18 protein-coding genes are annotated in these 23,619 nt (G+C 54.7%); 16 read left to right on the plus strand and 2 right to left on the minus strand.

Going from position 1 to position 23,619, the window contains the following annotated elements:
• Positions 1–16: 16 nt before the first annotated feature.
• The 6 genes from J8X26_RS22330 (at position 17) to J8X26_RS22355 (ending at position 6,921) form a co-directional block, all read left to right on the plus strand.
• Positions 17–880 (plus strand): ABC transporter permease, encoded by an 864-nt coding sequence (locus J8X26_RS22330; protein ID WP_374101303.1) that lies wholly within the window; start codon positions 17–19, stop codon positions 878–880.
• Positions 870–1,775, plus strand: a complete 906-nt coding sequence (locus tag J8X26_RS22335) for an ABC transporter ATP-binding protein (RefSeq protein ID WP_244370797.1) — start codon at positions 870–872, stop codon at positions 1,773–1,775. Before J8X26_RS22330 ends, J8X26_RS22335 begins: the two co-directional genes overlap by 11 nt.
• Positions 1,768–2,445 carry an ABC transporter ATP-binding protein gene (locus J8X26_RS22340; RefSeq protein WP_208951993.1) on the plus strand — a complete coding sequence of 226 codons (678 nt, stop codon included), beginning with the start codon at positions 1,768–1,770 and terminating at the stop codon, positions 2,443–2,445. The genes J8X26_RS22335 and J8X26_RS22340 overlap by 8 nt, the downstream gene beginning before the upstream one ends.
• A 293-nt stretch (positions 2,446–2,738) precedes the next feature.
• Positions 2,739–4,316, plus strand: a complete 1,578-nt coding sequence (locus J8X26_RS22345; RefSeq protein WP_208951994.1) for an ABC transporter substrate-binding protein — start codon at positions 2,739–2,741, stop codon at positions 4,314–4,316.
• Between the two features lie 181 nt (positions 4,317–4,497).
• Positions 4,498–5,145 (plus strand): DUF998 domain-containing protein, encoded by a 648-nt coding sequence (locus J8X26_RS22350; protein WP_208951995.1) that lies wholly within the window; start codon positions 4,498–4,500, stop codon positions 5,143–5,145.
• A 72-nt stretch (positions 5,146–5,217) separates the two neighbouring features.
• Positions 5,218–6,921: a chloride channel protein gene (locus J8X26_RS22355; protein WP_208951996.1), complete on the plus strand. Its 1,704-nt coding sequence runs from the start codon at positions 5,218–5,220 to the stop codon at positions 6,919–6,921.
• Positions 6,922–6,933: 12 nt separating this feature from the next.
• Here J8X26_RS22355 and J8X26_RS22360 read toward each other — a convergent pair whose 3' ends face one another.
• Entirely contained in the window at positions 6,934–7,953 is a 1,020-nt protein-coding gene (locus J8X26_RS22360; protein ID WP_208951997.1) for a transporter, read from the minus strand.
• Positions 7,954–8,337: 384 nt separating this feature from the next.
• Here J8X26_RS22360 and J8X26_RS22365 point away from each other — a divergent pair, with 384 nt between their 5' ends.
• From J8X26_RS22365 to J8X26_RS22390, 6 genes are all read left to right on the plus strand, one after another.
• Positions 8,338–12,102: a nitrate reductase subunit alpha gene (locus tag J8X26_RS22365; protein ID WP_208951998.1), complete on the plus strand. Its 3,765-nt coding sequence runs from the start codon at positions 8,338–8,340 to the stop codon at positions 12,100–12,102.
• The gene (gene narH, locus J8X26_RS22370; protein ID WP_208951999.1) at positions 12,099–13,634 is read left to right on the plus strand and encodes a nitrate reductase subunit beta; all 1,536 of its coding nucleotides are present in this window, start codon (positions 12,099–12,101) and stop codon (positions 13,632–13,634) included. The genes J8X26_RS22365 and narH overlap by 4 nt, the downstream gene beginning before the upstream one ends.
• Positions 13,634–14,356 carry a nitrate reductase molybdenum cofactor assembly chaperone gene (narJ, locus tag J8X26_RS22375; protein WP_165057839.1) on the plus strand — a complete coding sequence of 241 codons (723 nt, stop codon included), beginning with the start codon at positions 13,634–13,636 and terminating at the stop codon, positions 14,354–14,356. The genes narH and narJ overlap by 1 nt, the downstream gene beginning before the upstream one ends.
• Complete coding sequence (gene narI, locus J8X26_RS22380; protein WP_208952000.1) at positions 14,353–15,033, plus strand: respiratory nitrate reductase subunit gamma; 681 nt, start codon at positions 14,353–14,355, stop codon at positions 15,031–15,033. The genes narJ and narI overlap by 4 nt, the downstream gene beginning before the upstream one ends.
• A gap of 95 nt (positions 15,034–15,128) precedes the next feature.
• On the plus strand, positions 15,129–15,368 hold the full coding sequence (locus tag J8X26_RS22385) for a hypothetical protein (protein WP_152327018.1): 240 nt from the start codon (positions 15,129–15,131) through the stop codon (positions 15,366–15,368).
• A gap of 169 nt (positions 15,369–15,537) precedes the next feature.
• Positions 15,538–16,410, plus strand: a complete 873-nt coding sequence (locus tag J8X26_RS22390) for a D-amino-acid transaminase (protein ID WP_152327019.1) — start codon at positions 15,538–15,540, stop codon at positions 16,408–16,410.
• Positions 16,411–16,872: 462 nt separating this feature from the next.
• Here the strand turns inward: J8X26_RS22390 and J8X26_RS22395 are convergent, their stop codons facing one another.
• Positions 16,873–17,577: a DUF2461 domain-containing protein gene (locus J8X26_RS22395; protein WP_152327020.1), complete on the minus strand. Its 705-nt coding sequence runs from the start codon at positions 17,575–17,577 to the stop codon at positions 16,873–16,875.
• Between the two features lie 205 nt (positions 17,578–17,782).
• Here J8X26_RS22395 and J8X26_RS22400 point away from each other — a divergent pair, with 205 nt between their 5' ends.
• The 4 genes from J8X26_RS22400 to dgcA all read left to right on the plus strand — a co-directional run bounded on the left by J8X26_RS22400 (position 17,783) and on the right by dgcA (position 23,616).
• Positions 17,783–19,495, plus strand: a complete 1,713-nt coding sequence (locus J8X26_RS22400; protein ID WP_208952010.1) for an ABC transporter ATP-binding protein — start codon at positions 17,783–17,785, stop codon at positions 19,493–19,495.
• 769 nt (positions 19,496–20,264) lie between these two features.
• A complete protein-coding gene (locus tag J8X26_RS22405; RefSeq protein WP_152327021.1) occupies positions 20,265–21,344 on the plus strand; it encodes a porin in 1,080 nt (359 codons plus the stop codon).
• A gap of 296 nt (positions 21,345–21,640) precedes the next feature.
• Positions 21,641–22,651: an N-acetyltransferase DgcN gene (dgcN, locus tag J8X26_RS22410; RefSeq protein ID WP_152327022.1), complete on the plus strand. Its 1,011-nt coding sequence runs from the start codon at positions 21,641–21,643 to the stop codon at positions 22,649–22,651.
• Positions 22,651–23,616, plus strand: coding sequence for an N-acetyl-D-Glu racemase DgcA (gene dgcA / locus J8X26_RS22415; RefSeq protein WP_208952001.1), 966 nt, complete (start codon positions 22,651–22,653; stop codon positions 23,614–23,616). Before dgcN ends, dgcA begins: the two co-directional genes overlap by 1 nt.
• Positions 23,617–23,619 lie beyond the last annotated feature (3 nt).

The following is a 23,619-nucleotide window of genomic DNA, read 5'->3' on the forward strand; positions in this document are numbered from 1 at the left end:
GCTTATGACTCAACAAATGATCCCTGAACAACCGGCGCAGGTTGACGCCGGGGCTAACGTCTGGAAGCCCGCGCGCCGTATCACTGCGCTCTCAGTCGGCCTGGTACTGGTGGCAATTCTGGTGCTGACCGCGCTGCTCGCACCGCTGCTTGCGCCTTTTGACCCCAATATTCAGCACATCGAATTACGCCTGCTGCCGCCGTCCGGCGCGCACTGGCTGGGCACTGACGGCTTTGGCCGCGACCTGCTTTCCCGCGTGATTTACGGCGCACGTCCGACACTGCTGCTGGTGTCGCTTATCCTGATCCTGACCATCCCTGTGGGGCTGTTAATCGGCATCAGCGCCGGGTATATCGGTGGCTGGTTTGAGCGCATTCTGATGCGCCTGACCGACATCGTGATGTCATTGCCGAGTCTGGTCATGGCACTGGCACTTGTCGCTATTATGGGGCCGGGGCTGATGAACGGCGCACTGGCGCTGGCCTTCACCAGCTGGCCGCCGTTTGCGCGTCAGGCGCGGGCGGAAACGCTGGCGCTGCGGCGCAGTGATTATCTGGCGGCGGCGAGAATGCAGGGCATCGGCGGTTTGCGTCTGATGTTCGGCCATATTCTGCCGTTGTGTCTGCCCAGCGCGGTCGTGCGTGCGGCGCTCAGTCTGGGCGGCATTATTCTGGCGTCTGCCGGTCTGGGGTTCCTGGGCATGGGCATTCAGCCACCCACCGCCGAATGGGGCTCGATGGTTGCCGAAGGCAGTAAAGTGATTTTCGACCAGTGGTGGGTAGCGGCTGCGCCGGGTGGCGCAATTCTGTTTGCCAGTCTGGCTTTCAACCTGCTGGGCGACGGCCTGCGTGACAAAATGGATCCACGACATGGCAACTGATGCTCAAACGCTTCATCAGCAACACAATCACCAGAAGACGCAGCACACCGACCGGCTGACGGCGAAAGATCTCACCATTTATCTGCCGGGCGAACGCCCGCTGGAACTGGTGAAATCGCTCTCTTTCAGCGTCGGGCAGGAACGTGTGGCGCTGGTGGGGGAATCGGGTTCCGGTAAATCCCTGACCGCGCGCGCCCTGATGGGATTACTGCCGAACCCGTGCAAGCTGCGCGCTTCCGAGCTGACGCTCGGTGACAATGATCTGACCACGCTGAAAGAACGCGAGTGGAGCCGTCTTCGCGGGAACCGTGTGTCGATGGTGATGCAGGATCCGAAACACGCGCTGAATCCGACGCAGAAAATCGGCAAACAGGTGGAAGAACCGCTGCGCCTGCATACGCGTCTTGGCCGCAAAGAGCGGCAGGAAAAAGTCGCCGATATGCTTAACGCCGTCGGCCTGCCAAATCCGGCCTTTCTGCAACAACAATATCCGCATCAGCTTTCCGGCGGGATGGGCCAGCGCGTGATGCTGGCGATTGCGCTGATCAACGATCCGCAATGGCTGATTGCTGATGAACCGACGTCTGCGCTGGATTTCGACATGCGCGAACAGGTTCTCGGGCTGATTGAACGGCTGGTGGAACAGCGCAACATGGGGCTGATTCTGATCAGCCACGACCTGCAACAGGTTGCGCACCACTGCGAGCGCGTGCTGGTGATGTACAAGGGCGAATTGCTGGATGAACTGCCGGCAGACCAGCTGGCGCAGGCCACGCATCCGTATACGCATACGCTGTGGTCATGCCGTCCGAGCAAATTTACGCACGGAGAACGCCTGCCGGTGCTGGATCGCGCACTGCTGGCGTCACTGAAAAAGGAATCTCGCCATGACTGAAATCGTTGCGGAACTGGATAAGCTGAGCGTTTCGCACCGTCAGGGTTACGAAGTGCGTACCGTGGTGTATAACGTCAGCCTGACGATTAACAAAGGCGAATGTTTCGGTCTGGTCGGGCCGTCCGGCTGCGGTAAATCCTCTTTGCTGTGGGTACTCGCCGGGCTGAACGGCAACTGGGACGGCAGCCTGACGCTGCTGGATCACAAAGTGAAACCGGGCAAACCGTTTACCGGCAGCCTGCGCCGCGATGTGCAGATGGTATTTCAGGATCCGTATGCCTCGCTGCACCCGAAACACAAGCTGCTGCGCACGCTGGCGGAGCCGCTGAAAATCCTCAAAGAGCAGGATATCGAACAGAAAATTGCCGAAGGTTTCCGTCAGGTCGGGCTGGATCCGGCGCTGATGAACCGCTATCCGCACCAGATTTCCGGCGGCCAGCGTCAGCGCGTGGCGATTGTGCGTGCACTGTTGCTTAAACCCAAACTGCTGCTGCTCGATGAACCGACCTCCGCGCTGGATATGTCGGTACAGGCGGAAATCCTCAATCTTCTGAATGACCTGAAAGCGACCAGCGATCTGACCATGATTCTGGTGAGCCACGATGCGGATGTGATTGATCATATGTGTGATCGGGCGGTGCATATGGCCAAGGGGTATGTGCTGAGCTGAAGCTGTTGAGGGTTTTAAGTTCAAATTCAAGGCCATATTCACGGTCAAATTCAAAACCGCGGGCGTCGGCCCTCAGCGACTTGGGGGCGGCATATCGCCGCCGTTCCTCAGGTCTCCGGCACGCTCCGTTCAGCAAAATTTTGAGTGCGCCATAGTGGCTTTATAAAAAGCGAGTCTTTTTCATTCCTTAATCTATTTTATTAAAATACATAGCTTTATTTCATTGTTCTGGCCTTGCCGCTGCACCTCTACACTCGGAAAAACTGTCTTTTCACCTGTGGAGATCGACCTCAATGAAAGTACGTGTTCCTTCCCTGTTATTCCTGCTGATGATGGCCGTGACCCGCGTGGATGCGGCGACGCCAAAAGATACACTGGTCGTCGCAGGTTCGCTCGAAGGCATTATCAGTCTGGATCCGGCGGAAAGTTTTGAAACCGTCAGTTCCGGCAATCTGGTAAACCTTTATCAGCAACTGGTGCAATCCGACCGGCAGCATCCCGATAAGCTCGACCCGGACGCCGCTGCCAGCTGGCAGCCGGGGCCGGACGCGCACAGTCTGATCTTCACCCTCAAGCCTGGCCAGAAATTTTCCAGCGGCAATCCGGTGACGGCCGACGATGTGATTTATTCGTTTACCCGCGTGGTGAAACTCAATAAAAGCCCGTCGTTTATTCTCGGTGAACTGGGCTGGACGCCGGATAACGTGGATGGCAATCTGAAAAAAATTGCTGATGACAAAGTGCAGCTTAGCTGGCCGGCCGATATCGGCAGCGGGCTGGTGCTGAGCATTCTGTCCGCGCCGGTCGCCGGGATTGTGGACAGCAAATTGCTGAAAGAGCATGTCGATCAGAATGATTTCGGCAACAGCTGGCTGCGTTCACGCTCTGCGGGCAGCGGCGCGTTTGAAGTGCGTAACTATGTGCCGCACGAAGCGCTGATTTTCAAACGTAACCCGAACGCTAAACCGCTGGCGAAGATTGAGAATGTGCTGTTTAAAAACGTGGGCGACCCGTCAACGCGCCGTCTGCTGGTGCTGAACGGCGATGCGGACGTGGCTTACGATTTGGGGGCTGACCAGTTCAGCTCGCTGCAAAAAGAGAAGGGCGTTCACGTTGCGCAATTCCCGGCGGCCAAAGTGTTCTATCTGGCGTTTAACGTTGGCGATACCACGCAACCGGCGCTGGCAAACCCTGCGCTGTGGGAAGCAGCGCGCTGGCTGGTCGATTATCAGGGGATTTCTACCGACCTGCTGAAAGGCCAGTACGGTATTCATCAGACCTTCCTGCCGGACGGTCTGGCGGGCGCGATTGACGATCAGCCCTATAAATACGATGTCGCCAAAGCCAAAGCGATTCTGAGCAAAGGCGGGATTGCGCCGGGCACCAAAATCGATTTAATCGTGATCAACCAGCCACCGTATTCTGATATTGCGCAGGCATTGCAGGCCAGTTTCGCTAAAGCGGATATCAATTTAGTGGTGCATCCGCTGGTGGAAAGCGACGTGCTTACCCGCATGCGCGCGCACAAATTCCAGTCGATCTTCACTTACTGGGGCGCGGATTACCTCGACCCGAACACTAACGCCAGCACCTTCGCCTATAACGTGCCAAACGGCCCGAAAACGCTGGCGCAACGCATTCAGTGGGTGATCCCGGAAATCAGTAAACAAACGCGCGCAGCCGCGGCGGAATCTGATCCGACCAAACGTAAAGCGCTGTACGCCGATTTACAACGCGAACTGCAAAAAAACTCGCCGTTTGTGGTGGCGCTGCAAAGCAAATTGCTGGTGGCAATACGCGATAACGTGAAAGGTGCAAGCCAGAACGTGGCGGGCAGCCAGTTGTATCTGGATACGGTGACGAAGGAATAAGGGGCTTTATGAACCCGTATTCCTGAGTATTGTGAAAATTTAGGTTTCGCACGAACGGTGATTACTCCGCAACAGTGGCCGAAACTGCCCAAAGGAGGAAAGTGCTTTTCCTCCTTTGGATCCCTCCACGCCCGACTTTTTTTGTCCTACTATTACCTCACATCCCATCACTAAGACCTCCATGCAGACTCAATCTACTCGGCAAAAAACCGGTGCGGTGTGCTTCGCCCTCGGCGGTATTCTGTATTTACTGGCGGAAAAAATCAGTTCCACGGGCTGGCGGGATCCTTCCTATTCATATCTGCATAATTACATCAGCGATTTGGGTATTGCCTCGTGTGGCATGACGCCAGACGGCCGCGACATTTGCTCACCGCTGCATAACGTGATGAACGCGGGTTTCGCGGCCGAAGGCATTCTGTTCTTTATAGCCTGCTGGCTGCTACGCCCGTTATTCAGCGGTCCGGGTCGCAACGTATTTCTCTTATCCGGTTTGCTGCATGCTATCGGCGGTGTGCTGATTGCGCTGTTCCACAGCGGTGGCAGTACGGGCGGTGTGACGGTTCATCAGGCCGGCGCGGTGCTGGCGATTGCGGGCGGCAATGTGTGTTTGCTGTCGGCGGGCTGGATGAAACGTCGCCGCACAGGATGGCGGGCATTTTCACTTTTCAGCCTGGCGCTGGGCTGTACCGGGCTGGTTAGTATGGTGACAATCTCGTCCGGCATTCTGCCTACCGGTCTTGTCGAGCGGATGTCCGTTTATCCCATCACGTTTTGGCAGATACTCTCCGGGTACTGGATCCTGACGTCCAGAAAGCAAAGTGCGTGAAAACCAAAAATTTCACCGTTTCGTTGTAAATTGATACTCTTACCCCGCCAATGTTCAGACCACTGAGACCCTATGAGCCTGAAAGCCCTCAATCCTGAATCCCTGCAAAAGAGCGACCTGATTAATTTGCTGATTGCCATACCCGCCGGGATCGTCGCCGCGCTGGTGACTATTGCGTTTCGTGGGGCGATTTCCGGCATCAACGGTCTGATGTTCACCGACGGCAGCGATATCACCAAAGCGTTCAGCGAATACCCGCGAATAGTCTGGCCGGTGATCACCACGGCGGGCGGCGTGATTGCCGGATTCATTTTGCTGTGGGCGCTGCGCCACGAAAGCAGGCACGGCAAGATGCCGGATTATCTGGACGTTATCGATCAGCGTTTACCGGGTATTCCGGTGGTGAGTACCGTGCTGCGCGGGCTGTCGTCGCTGGCCAGTATCGCCAGCGGCGGTTCTATCGGGCGGGAAGGCGCGATGGTGCAGCTTTCTGCGCTGAGCGGCAGTCTGCTCGGGCGGTTCTCGCGTTTTCAGGGCGTTCATCAGTCAGATATTATCGCGATGGCCGCGGCGGGCGGGCTGGCGGCGGTCTATCATGCGCCGTTTGCCGGTGCGCTGTTTGTGGCGGAAATCGCCTTTGGCGTGACTGCCGTTCAGCGGCTGATCCCGCTGTTTATTTCGGCGTCAGTTGCGGTGCTCACGGTCAGATCACTGACGGATTACGCGCCGCTCTATCTCTATTCCTCTGTTTCTTTCAGTCCGTCTTTGGGGGCGATTTTCACCGTGCTGTTTATCGGTGTGGCGACGGGCATTCTCGGGCCATTATTCATCTCGTCTATCGATAAAGTCCGTCAGTGGATGAAACCCATTTCGCATCCGGCGCTGCGCCTCGGGCTGGGTGGCCTGGGCGTCGGGCTGGTGGCGATGATCTCGCCGCTGGTGCTCGGCAACGGTTTTGAAGTGATTGATTTAATACTCAATAACGGCAATTTACAGACGCCACTGCTGGTGCTGCTGATCCTGAAAATTGTTGCCACGGCGATCACCATCGGTTCCGGTGCGGTCGGCGGTTTGTTTACGCCCTCGCTGCTGATCGGCGCGGCGGGCGGGGCGCTGGTGTGTACTTTTCTGCAATGGCTGGGGTTTGATCCCGGTCCGGTCGGGCTGTATGCCGCCATCGGCATGAGCGCACTGCTGGCGGCGACCAGCCATGCGCCGCTGATGTCGATCATGATGGCGTTTGAAATGACGCTCAACAGTTCGCTGTTATTCCCGCTGATGCTGGCGACAGCGATTTCGTATGTGGTGGCGTCGCGCCTGAAAGTCGGCGGAACTTATCCGGTACTCACCCGGCATAATGCGCGCTTTGCCGCAAAAAATGCGTTTGAATACAGCACGGTGGCCTCGCTGATTTCGCCGTGCTCAAAAATGTACGTTGACGCCACGCTTTCGGAAGTGGTGAGCGAAGGGCTGAAACAGCGCACGCGGTATGTGTACGTGGTGGACAGGGAGGAACGCTTTCTCGGGGTGGTGCCGACCAACGTGGTTGCCAGCGGGATTATTGACGGCAGCCTGAAAGCCGGCAGCGCGATTGACCCGTTTATCGAACAGGAATTTACCACACTCTTTCAGCACGCCAGCTACGAACAGGCCTGGGCAATGTTCAGCAATTCCCCGCTCGAACGCCTGCCGGTGCTGGAAAACGCCGAATCACGCCGTTTGCTGGGCGTGATTACCAAAGCGGCTTTGCTCAGTAAAGCCAAAGACTTTCTGTAACCGCGCCATCCACTAGCCGTCGTCGCGGCGTTTAAACGCGTACCAGCCCGCCAGAAGGGTGAATAACCCGACAATCACCACCAGCAGGATAAAACCGTGGTGATTGCCGGCGAGCGGAATTCCTCCCACGTTCATGCCGAAAAAGCCCGCCACAATGTTGATGGGCAACGCCAGCACGGTAATGACGGTCAGCACGTACAGCGTGCGGTTGCTTTGCTCCATCTGGCGCGAAGTGATCTCTTCCTGAAGCAGGCGGATACGTTCGGTCAGCGCAATCAGGTCATTGAGCACAACGGAAAACTCTTCGGCAAACTGGCGTAAATCCTGCACCACGCCTGGCGCAATCCAGGCCGGAGGGCGATTGAGCAGGCGGAAAAGCGCCGTCGGTTCCGGGGCGAGTAAACGCTGGAAACGCAAAAGCATCCGGCGTAAACGCCCCAGATTGGCGCGGTTCTTTTTGACGTGATGGCTCAGCAGGCGCTCTTCGATGGTGTCCACGTACTGATTGGCGCGACGGACAATCTGCTCAAGCAAATCCTCCTGTTCTTGCAGCAGATGCACCAGCAGCGCCGTCGGCGTGGTGATGTTCAGATGCTCCAGGCGTTTGAATAACTGCTCGATCAGCCGCACCGGTTTGTGGCGCGCGGTAACCACCAGTTGCTGATGACAACTCAGCCACAGCGTCGAGACTTCATCACTGGCTTCATCCGGGCGAAAAATGACGTCGTTGAGCACCGCCAGTAACGTGTCATCGAGCCTTTCGATGCGCGTACTGCGCGAACCTTCACGGATTTCTTCAAAGAAAACCTCGCCGACGCCGAAATGCTTCTTCAGCCATTTTTCGGACATGGCGTGATTAAGATTAACGTGGATCCAGACGAATCCCTGATCGTGGCAGATCTGCTGATACGCTTCCTGAACCTGCTGCGAGGAAACGCGTTCAGCGGGGCGATGTGGGCGAAAAACGAAGCCGTAAATCATTCCGGTGACTTCATCGTTGAAATTAAGAACGGCGGGTTTTTCTGTCTGCATTAAGGGTTTCTGGTAGCCAAAACGGGTCGCTCCATTACGCCAGACATCGGCGTAAATACAATATCCTCCTGCGTGATTTCACAATACTGTCACATTCAGACTCCCTTACCCCCAATTTTCCTCCTGAGGGCTTCCTCCTCTCATTTTTGTTCTCCTTATGAAATTATTCTTTATTAATTATAAGGTTATATGCAATGAATTTTATACCTCTTTGGGGGTATCTGGCGTTATGTAAATAAATACATGACGCGAAGGCGTTGATCGCAATCAAGTAGGCGCGCGTGTGGGGTGCATACCCTGAGGCCAACGTGAGCAATGAAGTTGTATTCCCCGCCATTCACATAATGACAAAGCGCCTCAGGCCTTTGCACAGGAGAGTCCCGGATGAGCAAGTTTCTTGACCGGTTTCGCTATTTCAAACAGCTAGCTGAACCTTTCGCTGACGGCCATGGCCAGACGCTGAATACCAATCGTGACTGGGAAGACGGCTACCGCAGCCGCTGGCAGCACGACAAAGTGGTCCGTTCCACGCACGGTGTTAACTGCACCGGTTCATGCAGCTGGAAGATTTACGTCAAAAACGGTCTGGTTACCTGGGAAACCCAGCAGACAGACTATCCGCGCACCCGTCCGGATTTGCCGAACCACGAGCCGCGCGGTTGCCCGCGTGGTGCCAGTTATTCCTGGTATCTCTACAGCGCAAACCGCCTGAAATATCCGCTGATGCGCAAAAAGCTGATCCAGTTATGGCGTGAAGCCAAACTGAAGCACAGCGATCCGGTCGATGCCTGGGGTTCGATTATTAATCAGCCGGAGAAAGCCAAAGAATATAAAGCCGCACGTGGGCGCGGCGGTTTTGTCCGTTCGAGCTGGCAGGAAGTCAATGAGCTGATTGCGGCCTCTAACGTTTATACCGCCAAGACTTTCGGGCCAGACCGTATTATCGGTTTCTCGCCCATTCCGGCGATGTCGATGGTGTCTTACGCGTCCGGCGCACGCTATCTGTCGCTGATTGGCGGCGTGTGTCTGAGTTTTTACGACTGGTATTGCGATTTGCCACCGGCTTCTCCGCAAACCTGGGGTGAGCAGACCGACGTGCCGGAATCGGCCGACTGGTACAACTCTTCTTATATTATCGCCTGGGGTTCGAACGTTCCGCAGACCCGTACGCCGGACGCCCATTTCTTTACCGAAGTGCGCTACAAAGGCACCAAAACGGTCGCCATAACGCCGGATTACGCCGAAATCGCCAAGATTTGCGACCAGTGGCTGGCACCGAAACAAGGCACCGACAGCGCGCTGGCGCTGGCAATGGGCCATGTGATCCTCAAATCCTTCCATATCGATAATCCGAGCCAGTACTTCACCGACTACGTGCGTCGTTACACCGATATGCCGATGCTGGTGATGCTTGAACCGCGTGAAGACGGTTCGTATGCCGCAGGCCGAATGCTGCGTGCGTCTGATCTGGTGGACAACCTCGGTCAGGAAAATAACCCGCAGTGGAAAACCATCGCCTTTGACGAAAACACTGGCGAGCTGGTGTCTCCGTTAGGTTCCATCGGTTACCGCTGGGGCGAAAAGGGCCAGTGGAATCTGGAGTCCCGCGAAGGGAAAGATCATAAAGACGTCAGTCTGCAACTTAGCCTGCTTGATAATCACGATGAAGTTGTGAACGTCGGTTATCCGTACTTCGGCGGCGCAGTCAGCGAGCATTTCAACAGCGTGGCGCTGGATGAAATCCTGATGCACAAACTGCCGGTGAAACGCCTGCAACTGGCCGACGGCAGCACCGGTCTGGTCGCCAGTGTTTACGACCTGACGCTGGCGAACTACGGCATTGAACGCGGCCTGAATGATCAAAACTGCGCGCAAAGCTTTGACGAAATCAGAGCCTATACGCCAGCCTGGGCCGAGAAAATCACCGGCGTTTCGCAGCAGAACATCGTGCGTATTGCTAACGAATTTGCTGATAACGCCAACAAAACGCATGGCCGTTCGATGATCATCGTCGGCGCCGGGATGAACCACTGGTATCACCTCGACATGAACTATCGCGGCCTGATCAACATGCTGATCTTCTGCGGCTGTGTGGGGCAGAGCGGTGGTGGCTGGGCTCACTACGTCGGACAGGAAAAACTGCGCCCGCAAACCGGCTGGCAGCCGCTGGCGTTTGGCCTTGACTGGCAGCGTCCGCCACGCCACATGAACAGCACCTCGTTCTTCTATAACCATTCCAGCCAGTGGCGTTATGAAACCGTCGCGCCGCAGGAACTGTTATCCCCGCTGGCGGATAAATCCAAATTCACCGGCAGCATGATTGATTTCAATGTGCGCGCCGAACGTATGGGCTGGTTGCCGTCTGCGCCGCAGCTCAACGTTAACCCGCTGCACATCGCGGAACAGGCGAAAGCCGCCGGTCAGTCTCCGGCAGATTTCACCGTCGCAGCCCTGAAAGACGGCAGCGTGCGTTTCGCCGCGGAACAACCGGACAACCCGCAGAACTTCCCGCGTAACCTGTTCGTCTGGCGCTCCAACCTGCTGGGTTCTTCCGGCAAAGGCCACGAGTACATGCTGAAATATCTGCTGGGCACCGAACACGGTATTCAGGGAGAAGATTTGGGCATTCAGGGCGGCGTGATGCCGGAAGAAGTCGAATGGCAGGCGCAGGGCGGTGAAGGCAAACTGGATCTGGTGGTGACGCTTGATTTCCGTATGTCCAGCACCTGTCTGTATTCCGACATCGTTCTGCCGACCGCGACCTGGTATGAAAAAGACGACATGAATACCTCGGATATGCATCCGTTTATTCATCCGCTGTCTGCCGCTGTGGATCCGGCGTGGGATTCGAAAAGCGACTGGGAAATCTACAAAGGCATTGCCAGAGAATTCTCACGGGTTTGCGTCGGGCATCTTGGCGTGGAAACCGATGTGGTGACGTTGCCAATCCAGCACGATTCTGCCGCCGAACTGGCGCAGCCGCTGGGCGTGGAAGACTGGAAAAAGGGCGAATGCGACCTGATCCCGGGACGCACCGCGCCGCATCTGATGACCGTTGAACGTGATTATCCGAATACCTATGAACGTTTCACCTCAGTCGGGCCATTGCTGGAAAAACTCGGAAACGGCGGTAAAGGCATCAGCTGGAACACTGACAGCGAAGTCGATTTACTGAAAAAGCTGAACTACACCAAGCCGGATGGCACCGCCAAAGGCCAGCCGATGATCAACTCCGCGATTGATGCGGCGGAAGTCATCCTGACGCTGGCACCGGAAACCAACGGTCAGGTGGCGGTGAAAGCCTGGGCGGCGCTGAGTGAAAATACCGGCCGCGACCATACGCATCTGGCGCTCAATAAAGAAGACGAGAAAATCCGTTTCCGCGATATTCAGGCGCAACCGCGCAAAATCATCTCCAGCCCGACGTGGTCAGGTCTGGAAGACGAACACGTTTCTTACAACGCCTGTTACACCAACGTGCATGAGCTGATCCCGTGGCGCACGCTGTCTGGCCGTCAGCAGCTTTATCAGGATCACGCGTGGATGCGTGCTTTCGGTGAAAGCCTGCTGGTGTACCGTCCGCCAATCGACACCCGCGCGGCGCAGCCGTTGCTGAATGCGAAGCCAAACGGCAACCCGGAGATGGCGCTGAACTTCCTGACGCCACACCAGAAATGGGGCATTCACTCCACCTACAGCGACAACCTGCTGATGCTGACCTTAGGCCGCGGCGGTCCGATTGTCTGGCTCAGTGAAGACGATGCCACAAAACTGGGCATCGAAGATAACGACTGGATCGAAGCCTTCAACGCCAACGGCTCGCTGAGCGCCCGTGCGGTGGTCAGCCAGCGCGTACCGGCGGGGATGACCATGATGTATCACGCGCAGGAACGCATCGTGAATATTCCGGGCTCAGAAATCAGCCAGCAGCGCGGCGGTATTCACAACTCGGTGACCCGCGTTTGCCCGAAACCGACCCACATGATCGGCGGTTACGCGCAGCTGTCTTACGGTTTCAACTATTACGGCACCGTCGGTTCTAACCGTGATGAGTTCGTGATTGTCCGCAAAATGAACCGCATCGACTGGTTAGATGATGAAGGTAACGACTACGTGCAGGGCGTGGCGTCACAGGAGAAAGCCAAATGAAAATTCGTTCACAAGTCGGCATGGTGCTGAATCTCGACAAATGCATTGGCTGCCACACCTGTTCCGTGACCTGTAAAAACGTCTGGACCAGCCGCGAAGGGATGGAATACGCGTGGTTCAATAACGTGGAAACCAAACCGGGTCTGGGTTATCCGCACGACTGGGAAAATCAGGAAAAATGGAAGGGCGGCTGGATCCGCAAAATCAACGGCAAACTGCAGCCGCGCATGGGTAACAAAGCCAATCTGCTGCATAAAATCTTCGCTAACCCGCACATGCCGGAAATCGATGATTACTACGAACCGTTTGATTTTGATTATCAGCATCTGCACACCGCGAAAGACGGCAAACATCAGCCGGTAGCCCGTCCGCGCTCGCTGCTGACCGGCAAGTGCATGAAGAAAATTACCGGTGGCCCGAACTGGGAAGACGATCTGGGCACGGAGTTCAGCAAACGTTCTGCCGATCAGAACTTCGCCAATATGCAAAAAGAGATGTACGGCGAGTTTGAAAACACTTTCATGGCATACCTGCCGCGTCTGTGCGAACACTGCCTGAATCCGGCGTGTGTGGCGACCTGTCCGAGCGGTGCGATTTATAAACGCGGCGAAGACGGCATCGTACTGATCGACCAAGACAAATGCCGCGGCTGGCGTATGTGCCTGACCGGTTGTCCGTACAAGAAAATCTACTTCAACTGGAAAAGCGGCAAGTCAGAAAAATGTATTTTCTGCTATCCGCGCATCGAAGCCGGCCAGCCAACGGTCTGTTCCGAAACCTGCGTGGGTCGTATCCGCTATCTCGGCGTGGTGTTGTATGACGCCGACCGTATCGCCGAAGCGGCATCAGTCGAAAACGATAAAGACTTGTACGAAAGCCAGATGAGCATCTTCCTCGATCCGAACGACCCGGAAGTGATCGCGCAGGCTGAAAAGGACGGCATTCCGCTTTCTGTGATGGACGCTGCGCGTCAGTCGCCGGTTTACAAAATGGCGATTGAATGGAAGCTGGCGCTGCCGCTGCATCCTGAATACCGCACGCTGCCAATGGTCTGGTACGTGCCGCCGCTGTCTCCGATTCAGTCCGCAGCCGACGCCGGTGCTTTGCCGCACAGCGGCGTGTTGCCGGATGTCGAGAGCCTGCGCATTCCGGTGCAATATCTGGCGAACCTGCTGACCGCGGGCGACACCGCGCCGGTGCTGCGTGCGCTGAAACGTATGCTGGCGATGCGTCACTTCAAACGTGCTGAAACGGTGGAAGGCGTAACGGACACCAGCGCGCTGGAACAGGTCGGGTTGTCTGCGGCGCAGGCCGAAGAAATGTACCGCTATCTGGCGATTGCCAACTACGAAGACCGTTTCGTGGTGCCTTCCAGCCACCGTGAACAGGCCCGGGAAGCGTTTCCGGAAGCCAAAGGCTGTGGTTTCAGCTTCGGAGACGGTTGTCACGGCAGCGATACCAAATTCAACCTGTTCAACAGCAAACGCATTGATGCCATCGACATCGGCGCGAAAACAGAAAGGAAAGGCTAATGAACAGTTTACGCATCATCGGCCTGCTGCTCGATTATCCGTCTGAAGATCTCTGGAACCATAAGATGGAGCTTCTCGAGGCGGTCACACAGTCAGCAGAACTGAACTCAGAGCAGCGCCTGGATCTGGCGCTGTACATCACGGATTTCTGCCAGAAAGATTTACTCGACGCGCAGTCGGCGTACACCGGTTTGTTTGACCGTGGCCGCGCGACATCGCTGCTGTTGTTTGAACACGTTCACGGCGAATCCCGTGACCGCGGGCAGGCCATGGTCGATCTGATGGAGCAATACCGTGAAGCCGGGCTGGAAATCGACAGCCGCGAGCTGCCGGATTACCTGCCGCTGTATCTGGAATACCTCACCACGCGTGATGAAGCTCAGGCGCGCGAAGGGTTGCGGGATATCGCGCCTATTCTGGCCTTGCTCAGTGCCCGTTTGCAGGAACGCGACAGCCATTACGCCGAACTGTTTGATTTGCTGCTGGCGCTGTCCGGCAGTGATATCGCCACCGAAACCGTGCGCGAAGGGATCAAACAGGAAGCCCGTGATGACACACCGGCTGCGCTGGACGCGGTCTGGGAAGAGGAACAAATCAAATTCCTCGGTGAGCAAAGTTGTGCGTCGGGTGAAGAAGCCGCGCATCAGAAACGCTTTGCCGGTGCGGTTGCACCACAGTATCTGAACCTTGATGAAATGCCTGCGGGGGAACCACGCAAATGACCGACTTCCTCAACAACTTCTTTTTCAATATTTACCCGTACCTGTGCGGCACGGTGTTTCTGGTCGGCAGCTGGCTGCGTTACGACTACGGCCAGTACAGCTGGCGCGCCGGTTCCAGTCAGATCCTTGAGAAAAAGATCCTGCGCATCGCTTCGCCGCTGTTCCACGTCGGTATTCTCGGTATTATCGCCGGTCATGCCTTCGGGATGCTGACGCCGCACTGGATGTACGAATCCTTCCTGCCGGTGCCGGTAAAACAGCAAATGGCGATGATTGCCGGGGGTGCCTGCGGGGTGATGACGCTGGTCGGTGGCGGTATGTTGCTGTGGCGTCGTCTGAGCAACGAGCGCGTGCGTGCCACGTCCAGCTTTGGTGACATCATGATTATCGCGCTGCTGGTTATCCAGTGTGCCCTGGGGTTGAGTACTATTCCGTTCTCTGCGCAGCATATGGACGGCAGCGAAATGATGAAACTGGTCGGCTGGGCGCAGTCTGTGGTGACTTTCCACGGCGGTGCGGCAACCTATCTGGATGGCGTGGCGTTAATCTTCCGCGTGCATCTGGTGCTTGGGATGACCTTATTCCTGCTGTTCCCGTTCTGCCGTCTGGTGCATATCTGGAGCGCGCCGGTGGAATATCTTACCCGTCGCTACCAGCTGGTTCGCAACCGCCGCTGAAAACCGGCTGAAGTTGTGAGCAGTCTGTTTTGACATAAAAATCAGGGGCGCTATTATGCGCCCTTATCATTATTTTTTTGCTCAAGGACGCACTGATGGCCACTCCAAGACAACCTATGACTGTCGCCCGTCGTTTATTACGCAACAGCCTGATTTTACTGGTAATCGGCGTTGTCGCCACGCTTCACGGCCTGATTGTGGGCAGCCCTGAAACCCCGCCGGGTGAAATGGCACCGCAGCTGATGCTTGGCATCTGGTTCATCTTTATTGGTGTGGTGATGGCGCTGATCAGCTGGCTTGTGATCCGCAATAAAAAGAAGAAAGGCGAAATGTGACACCTTCGGGTGACTTTCTGAAAAGCGCTCAACGGAGCGCTTTTTTTATGCGCCGGACACCAGAAACCTGCGTTACGTCAACATCGCCTGCTCAGTTTTCACGCAGTTTATTCCTGTGACTCAGGTAAGCTAATAAAAATCCTATTTCAATTTGGCCAGGAAAAATAACATGACCAGAACGGTATACCTCAACGGGGAGTTTGTTGCCGAGCAGGATGCGAAGGTGTCTGTCTTTGATCGCGGTTTCTTATTTGCGGATGCGGTGTATGAAGTGAGCGCCGTCCTGAACGGCCGGTTGCTGGATAACGCCGCGCATCTCGCCCGGCTGGCGCGTTCGTGTCAGGCGCTGGATCTGCGGCTACCTTGCGCACCAGAAGAAATCGAAATCCTGCAAAACCGGCTTATCGCCGAAAATAATTTGCGCGAAGGGGCGGTTTATCTGCAAATAAGCCGTGGCAACAGCGGCGACCGTGACTTTGATTTTCCCGGCGAAACTGTCAGCCCGACTTTCCTGATGTTCACGCAGGCCCGTCCGCTGATTCATCACCCGAAATCCCAAACCGGCATCCGTATGGTTTCCGTGGATGACATCCGCTGGCAGCGTCGCGACATTAAAACCGTCGGTTTGTTAGCTCCGTGCCTCGCCAAAGAGTACGCGCATAAACACGATGCGGACGACGCGCTGCTGGTCGAAAACGGTCTGATCACCGAAGCCAGTTCCAGCAATGCCTGGATCGTCGATGCCGGGGGCACGCTCATCACCCGTCCGCTGAGCACCCATATCCTGCACGGGATCACGCGTCAGGCGCTGCTCGAACTGGCGAAACAAAACGATCTGCGATTCGAAGAACGTCCGTTCACGCTGGAAGAGGCGCAGTCTGCGCGGGAGATTTTCATCAGTTCGGCCACCACCTTTATCTGGCCGGTGGTGAGCCTGAACGGGAAGGCGATCGGAGATGGGAAACCGGGGGATATTACCGCGAAATTGCGGGAGATATATGTTCGGATGGCGGTTGAGGTAACCGGGGGAGTTGGGCGTTAAATTCAACTTCAACTTCAACTTCAACTTCAACTTCAACTTCAAGGTCGTGGGCGTCGGCGTCGGCCCACACCGACCAAAGACCCGTTAACGCGCGGGTCTCTGGACTCTGCGCTTTTTTAACTGTGTGCTATCGCCAGGTCGACGGACGTGTTCTGTTATTCCGGCATGTGGCGCGAAATCTTGCCGCTGCGCGGTGCCTTCCCTGCGGGCTTCGAGCCTTGCGGACTCGAACCCTCGGTCAGCAAAAATTTCTGAGCGCGCCAGATTGCCTTTTCTAAAAGATTAAGGCCAGCCTGATTTTGAATTTAAATAAGCCTCTGGTCGGTTTCGGCGCGCAAAGCCATGTGATCGCCGCTCGTGAGAAACCGAAATTTTCTCGATCCCGATTAAGCCTTCACCGCAAGTGAAAAACTGAAACGTTCTCACTCCGTTGGGCCCGTTTGGGCGGCGAGCCCATGAACATCACTCTTCCCCCAAGGGCAGTTGATTCCTCTTCATTCCCTCGATCCCGATCAGCATCTGATACAACGGCGCTATGCGCAGAAAATCAGCCCTTAAAATCCCCACCAGTTCACTGCTCAACACCGGCTCCATATCCCTATGGGAACTCATCAGCGCAAAGGATTTTTTGTTGTACCAGGCCGCCAGCGCCGGATCCTGATCTTTAATCAGCGGGCGTTTATAACTGTCGCCTTCGATGGTGAAATTCGGCTCGATGCATTTCGCCATTTCCAGAAACTCTGCGGGCTTTTTCAGAAGCTGCTGGCGGAAAAGGTCCATCGTGGTTTTTGACGCGCTGTAATAACCCAACCCGTAACGCCACCAGTCCTGACCGAATTCAAAGAAGTACACCGGCGCATCGGTCCAGTTTTTGCGGGAACGCTTGAAGGTCAGCCACAAATTGCAGCGGTAGACTGACTTATCGTGAGAGAAACGCGTATCGCGGTGCATTCTGGAAATGGTTTTGCCAATCGCCGGACGCGTTTCAAACAAATCATCAATGATGACCATATCCTGACTCAAATCTTCGACCAGCTTGCGCATCGGTTCGAGAAGATGTTCCTGATAAATATCACGATTTTCGTCAAACCACTCTTTATTGTTGTTCTGGCGAAGCGCCTGCAGGAAGTTCAGGCCAGACTGCGTGAAACCGGTAAATTCTCCCATGACGTGCCCTTATTCTTTCGCAATGATTGTTTACTGTGTATTTAAACAGTATCCCCGATTTTTGTAACCAGATCAAAAGAGAATGCCGGTTTGCCTGGAACGCGTCTCACACGCAGGCACATAAAATTCTCTGATTGATAACAATTTTCATCTAGACTGGTCGCTTCGCCTTTACAGGCTGGTAATCTTAATTAGAGGATGCATGATGCTCCGCCGTTTTTTCTCTTATTACGCGCCTTATAAAAAACTGTTCTTCCTCGACTTCGGATGCGCAATCCTCGCCGGATTGCTGGAACTGGGTTTTCCGATGGCGATCAAAACTTTCATTGATAAGCTTCTGCCTGCTCATGATTGGGTGCTGATCATCGGCGCGACAGTCGGCTTGTTGCTGATCTACCTGTTTAACACCGCGCTGATGGCGATTGTGAACTACTGGGGCCACGCGCTGGGCGTCGGGATTGAAACTGACATGCGCCGCCAGGCTTTCAGCCATTTACAGAAACTCTCTTTCCGTTATTACGACAATACCAAAACCGGCCATATCATTACGCATGTGACCAAAGATCTGGAAGAGGTCGGGGAAGTCGCGCACCACGGGCCGGAAGACGTGTTTATTGCGGTGATGACTTTCATTGGTGCCTTTATTCTGATGGCTACCGTGCATATGCAACTGGCGCTGATGACCATCATTATTGTGCCCGCGATGACCTGGATGGTCAGCCGTTACGGGGCGCAAATGACAGAAACCTGGCGGCGGCTGTTCGGGCAGGTGGGGAATTTCAACGCCCGTATAGAAGAAAGCATCGGCGGTATCCGCGTGGTGAAAGCCTTCGCCAACGAAGAACATGAGCAAAAACTGTTCGCGCATGACAACGATAAATACCGGACGACGAAGCTGAAAGCCTATCAGATCATGACTGCCAGCCTGACGCTGAGTTATCTGAGTACGCGTCTGGTCCAGCTGATCGTGATGGTCGCGGGCACCTGGTACGTGATCAATGACCAGCTGACTTACGGCGGTTTCGTGGGTTTCCTGCTGCTGGTGGAAGTGTTCTTCCGCCCGGTGGCGAAAATCAGCTCGGTTCTGGAAAGCTATCCGAAAGGCATTGCCGGTTTTAAACGCTTCACGCAGCTGATCGATACGGCGCCGGATATCGTTGATCGTCCGGACGCGCAGGTCGTCAGCCATCTGCGCGGCGACATTCATTATGACAATGTGGTGTTCGGTTATACGCCTGCCAGCAAAATTCTGAACGGGATCACGCTGTCGATTAATGCCGGTGAAACGCTGGCGTTTGTCGGGCCGTCCGGTGCAGGGAAAACCACGCTGTGCTCGCTGCTCCCTCGTTTCTATGAAATTGACAGCGGCAGCATCACGATCGATGGCATCGACATCCGTGATATGACGCAAACCTCGCTGCGCCACAACATCGGCATTGTGCAGCAGGACGTCTTCCTGTTTGGCGGCACAATCCGTGAGAATATTGCTTATGGCAAGCTGGATGCCAGCGAAGAAGAAATCCGTCTGGCCGCCAGCCGTGCGCGCCTTGATGATGTGATTGACGCGCTGCCGCTGGGGATGGACACGGTGATCGGTGAGCGGGGTGTTAAACTGTCAGGCGGCCAGAAACAGCGGCTTTCCATTGCCCGCATCTTCCTCAAGAATCCGCCGATCCTGATCCTGGATGAAGCGACCTCTGCGCTGGATACCGCAACTGAACAGGCCATTCAGCAATCGCTGGCCGAGCTTTCCGAAGGGCGAACCACGCTGGTCATCGCGCACCGCCTGGCGACGATCCAGAATGCCGACCGCATTATCGTGGTCGACAAAGAAGGCATCGTCGAGCAGGGCACACACGAATCTCTGCTGTCCCTCCGGGGGCGCTATGCACAACTTCACGCCGCGCAGTTCCGTTAATTAGCGGCCCCCTCCTTTATAGAGAGGAGGGGGCAAAGAGGTATTACTCATCCTTTGTTGTACAAACCTGCAAATTCCTCCTCCCTTGAGACGACTTCCCTTCGCAGCAAAACAGTAATCACAATTTACAAAGCCCGTTTTGAATAAAAAAAGCACAATACGGTCACGAAGGAATACACATTTTTGTTCAATTCAATCACCCGCGAAATTATTTTTAGATTCAATTTGGCTTTATTTCTCTCAGGTCATTTATTAAAAGTTAGAATGCAGATGAAATTGCGTAGTACAAAAATCTTATGGTCGCATTTTCTATTTATTTGCTAATGAACTTATCAACAAAATAATTACCATGCTATGCACTATTTAAATGCACTACTCATTTTCCTATTGTGAATTCATTAACGATTGTTAACAGTAAAAAACCTTTTGAGAAAGGTGATCCCGCTTGCAACTGCTTTACAAAAGTAAACCTTAAATGCACCAAAATAAGGCGTAGCACCATAATGGTGCAAAATGTTATGCGAAAACCGCATATAATCAGGGGGTTAGAGACTTATAATAGAAATATTTAGTTACATATCTTTACTCAAAAAAGACTTAGTGTGGCGAACTTTTCCATTTTAACTTTTTGTGCTCAGTGTTAAGGTTCAAATCGTTTTACAGACAGACGCATTTAAAAACATGTACAAATACTCAGAGCCCGATATTCAGATATTTAAATAAAGCGGGCATGAGAAATCCTTTATAAAAAATCAAGGAATCTTAAATAATGATGAAGCGCAGTGTGTTGGCCTTAGCGGTCTCTTTAATTGCAGTGGGAACTACCGCAAACGCAACCGAAATCTATAACAAAGATGGTAATAAACTGGACCTTTACGGTCGCGTAACCGCTAAGCATTATTTCTCTGATGACGCTGGTTCTGATGGCGACATGACTTATGTTCGTCTGGGCTTTAAAGGCGAAACACAAATTAATGACACACTGACCGGTTATGGCCAGTGGGAATATAACGTTCAGGCTAACCATGCTGAAAGCCAGGGCACGACCGGTACTAAAACCCGTCTGGGCTTTGCAGGTCTGAAAGTTAAAGATTTCGGTTCTATCGACTTCGGCCGTAACTACGGTGTGGTTTATGACGCACTGGGCTTCACCGATATGCTGCCAGAGTTTGGTGGTGATACTGCTAACTCCGACAACTTCATGGTTGGCCGTGCTAACAGCCTCGCAACTTACCGTAACCAGGACTTCTTCGGTCTGGTGACTGGCCTGAACGTGGCCCTGCAATATCAGGCGAAGAACGAAAACGATGGCCGTGCTAACAACAAAGGCAACGGCGACGGTTATGGCGCATCTATCGATTATGAAGATATCGCAGGTTCCGGTATCGGTGCTGTTATCGCAGGTTCTTCTTCTGACCGTACCAATGGCCAGACTAACTCTCAAATCGGTGGCGGCGATAAAGCTTCTGCATGGGCGACTGGCCTGAAATACGATGCAAACCAGGTTTACCTGGCAGCAATGTATAACGAAACCCGCAACCAGGCGCCGATCACTGTTAACGGCACTGCCGGCTATGCAAACAAAACTCAGGGTTATGAGTTAGTTGCACAGTACCAGTTCGAAAACGGTCTGCGTCCGTCAATCGGTTACGTTCAGTCTAAAGCGAAAGATGTTGAAGGCGTGGGCGATGCTGACCTGGTCAAATACTTCGAAATCGGTGCGACTTACTACTTCAACAAAAACATGTACACCTATGTTGACTACATGATCAACCAGATCGATGACAACAACAAACTGGGCGTAAGCTCTGACGACATCGTTGCTGTTGCACTGACTTACCGCTTCTAAGTTAGTGAACAAAATTATTACCCCATTCTGTGTCTGAAAAAGGTAATCGCAAAGGCAGAGTTCATTGGCTCTGCCTTTTTTTATTGCTGTTTTTCCGTGAATTCTCCGTACTCAGTTTATTTTTCCTCTCTCCCTGTACGTCATAAATAACCCCATAAATTCAATAAACTGAGCCCTATAGCCTGAGGTTATACCCCAGCGCTAAACAAGTATTCGCCGGGTTGTGTCGCCCGTGGAATAGTGACCTCCGGCCTGACTTAAAACACATTCTAAAATTCATTTCCGGAGAAACTGACATGCAGCAAATACCCAAGCCTTACCTGTTATTCCTGGGCGATGTGATGGATCCGCTGGCGGCGAAAACGGCGCGCGGGATACACGTCTGGCGCCCTGAAGCGTGCGTCGGGCAAATTCGTCTGGCGACTGACTCTGTCTCCCTCGGGCTGCCGGATCTGGATATCGACACAGCGGTGGCGCAGGGCGCAAAAACCATGGTGCTGGGTACGGCGAATTCGGGCGGTAAATTACCGGCGCACTGGATTGATTCCATTAAAACGGCGATCCGCGCCGGGCTGAACGTGGCGAACGGTTTGCATCAGGGGCTGAACGATATTCCTGAGCTGGTGGAACTGGCCGCTGAGCATAACGTGCAGCTGTTCGATGTTCGCCATATGCAGCCTGAGCTGGATACCGGTACCGGTAAGAAGCGCAGCGGTAAACGTATTCTGACCGTCGGCACGGACTGTTCCGTCGGCAAAATGTATACCTCGCTGGCGCTCGAATCTGCCATGCGTGAACTGGATTTGAAAGCCGATTTCCGCGCAACCGGCCAGACCGGCGTGCTGGTGGCCGGTGCGGGTATTGCGATTGATGCTGTGATTGCTGACTTTATTTCCGGTGCGGTTGAAGCGCTGGCACCCGCCAATGACGACGATCACTGGGACATCATTGAAGGGCAGGGTTCGCTTTATCATCCGTCATTTGCCGGCGTCAGCATGGGCCTGATCCACGGCGCGCAGGCGCATTTGCTGGTGATGTGTCATGAACTTGGCCGCCCGCACATGCGCCATCTGCCGCATCAGTTTATGCCGACGCTGCGCCAGTGCCTGGACACCAATCTGGCGGCGGCCAGCCTCACCAGCCCGGACGTCAGAATTGCCGGTTTCTCGCTGAACACGTCTGCCGTGAGTGAAGAAGAAGCCAAAATCGCGCTGGCCGAAATCAGTGAAGAATTCGGCGTTCCGGCGACCGATCCGGTGCGTTTCGGCATCAAAAACATCGCGCAATGGATCAGGGATAACGGCTGATGACTCAGATGACTTTCCTGTCAGCCGAACTGCCGCTGGCTAAGCCTTTTGCGATTTCACGCGGCACCCGCACCGCGGTGACGGTAGTACGTGTGACCCTGACGGACGGTGAATTTACCGCAACCGGCGAATGCACGCCCACCGCGCATTATCAGGAATCCCCGCAAAGCGTTTGCGAACAGCTGGATTTGATCCGTCCGCGGGTTGAAGAGGGGCTGACCCGTGAAGCGTTGCAGGAAGTGATGCCGATCGGCTCGGCGCGCAATGCCCTCGACTGTGCAATGTGGCGTCTGGATGCGGCAAAACAGGGCAAAACCTTGTGGCAACTGCTTGATATGCCGAAGCCTGTTTCGGTGATTACGGCAGAAACGCTGAGCCTGGATTCTCTGGAAAACATGGCGAAAGCGGCCGGGATTGCCGTGGCCGGTGGCGCGCAGTTGCTGAAAATCAAACTCGATCGTGAGCAGATTATCGAGAAAGTGGCGGCTATCCGCGCCGCAGCACCGCTGGCGACGCTGGTCGTGGATGCCAACGAAGCTTGGCAGGGTTTAGATCTCGGCAGCCTGTTTCAGGCACTGCACGAATTTAACGTGGCGATGATTGAACAACCGCTTCCGGCAGGCAATGACAAAGATCTGGTGCGTTGTTTGCATCCCATTCCTGTCTGCGCCGACGAAAGCTGTCACGAACTTTCGGATATCGCCGGTCTGCGCGACCGTTACGAGATGATCAACATCAAACTCGATAAGTGCGGCGGGCTGACCGAAGCGCTGGCGATGACCGAAGAAGCCCGCCGTCTGGGGTTGCGGATTATGGTCGGGTGCATGCTCGGTTCTTCTATTGCCATGGAAGCCGCGCTGCCGGTGGCGGTTCAGGCCGAACGTGTCGATCTGGATGGCCCGATCTGGCTGGTGCAGGACGCTGAACCGGCATTGCGCTACGAGAACGGCGAAGTCTGGTTGTAATTT

Origin of the sequence: Rahnella sp. ChDrAdgB13 (genome assembly GCF_017655185.1) — a bacterium.
In the GTDB taxonomy this organism is placed as follows: Bacteria; Pseudomonadota; Gammaproteobacteria; order Enterobacterales; family Enterobacteriaceae; genus Rahnella; species Rahnella contaminans.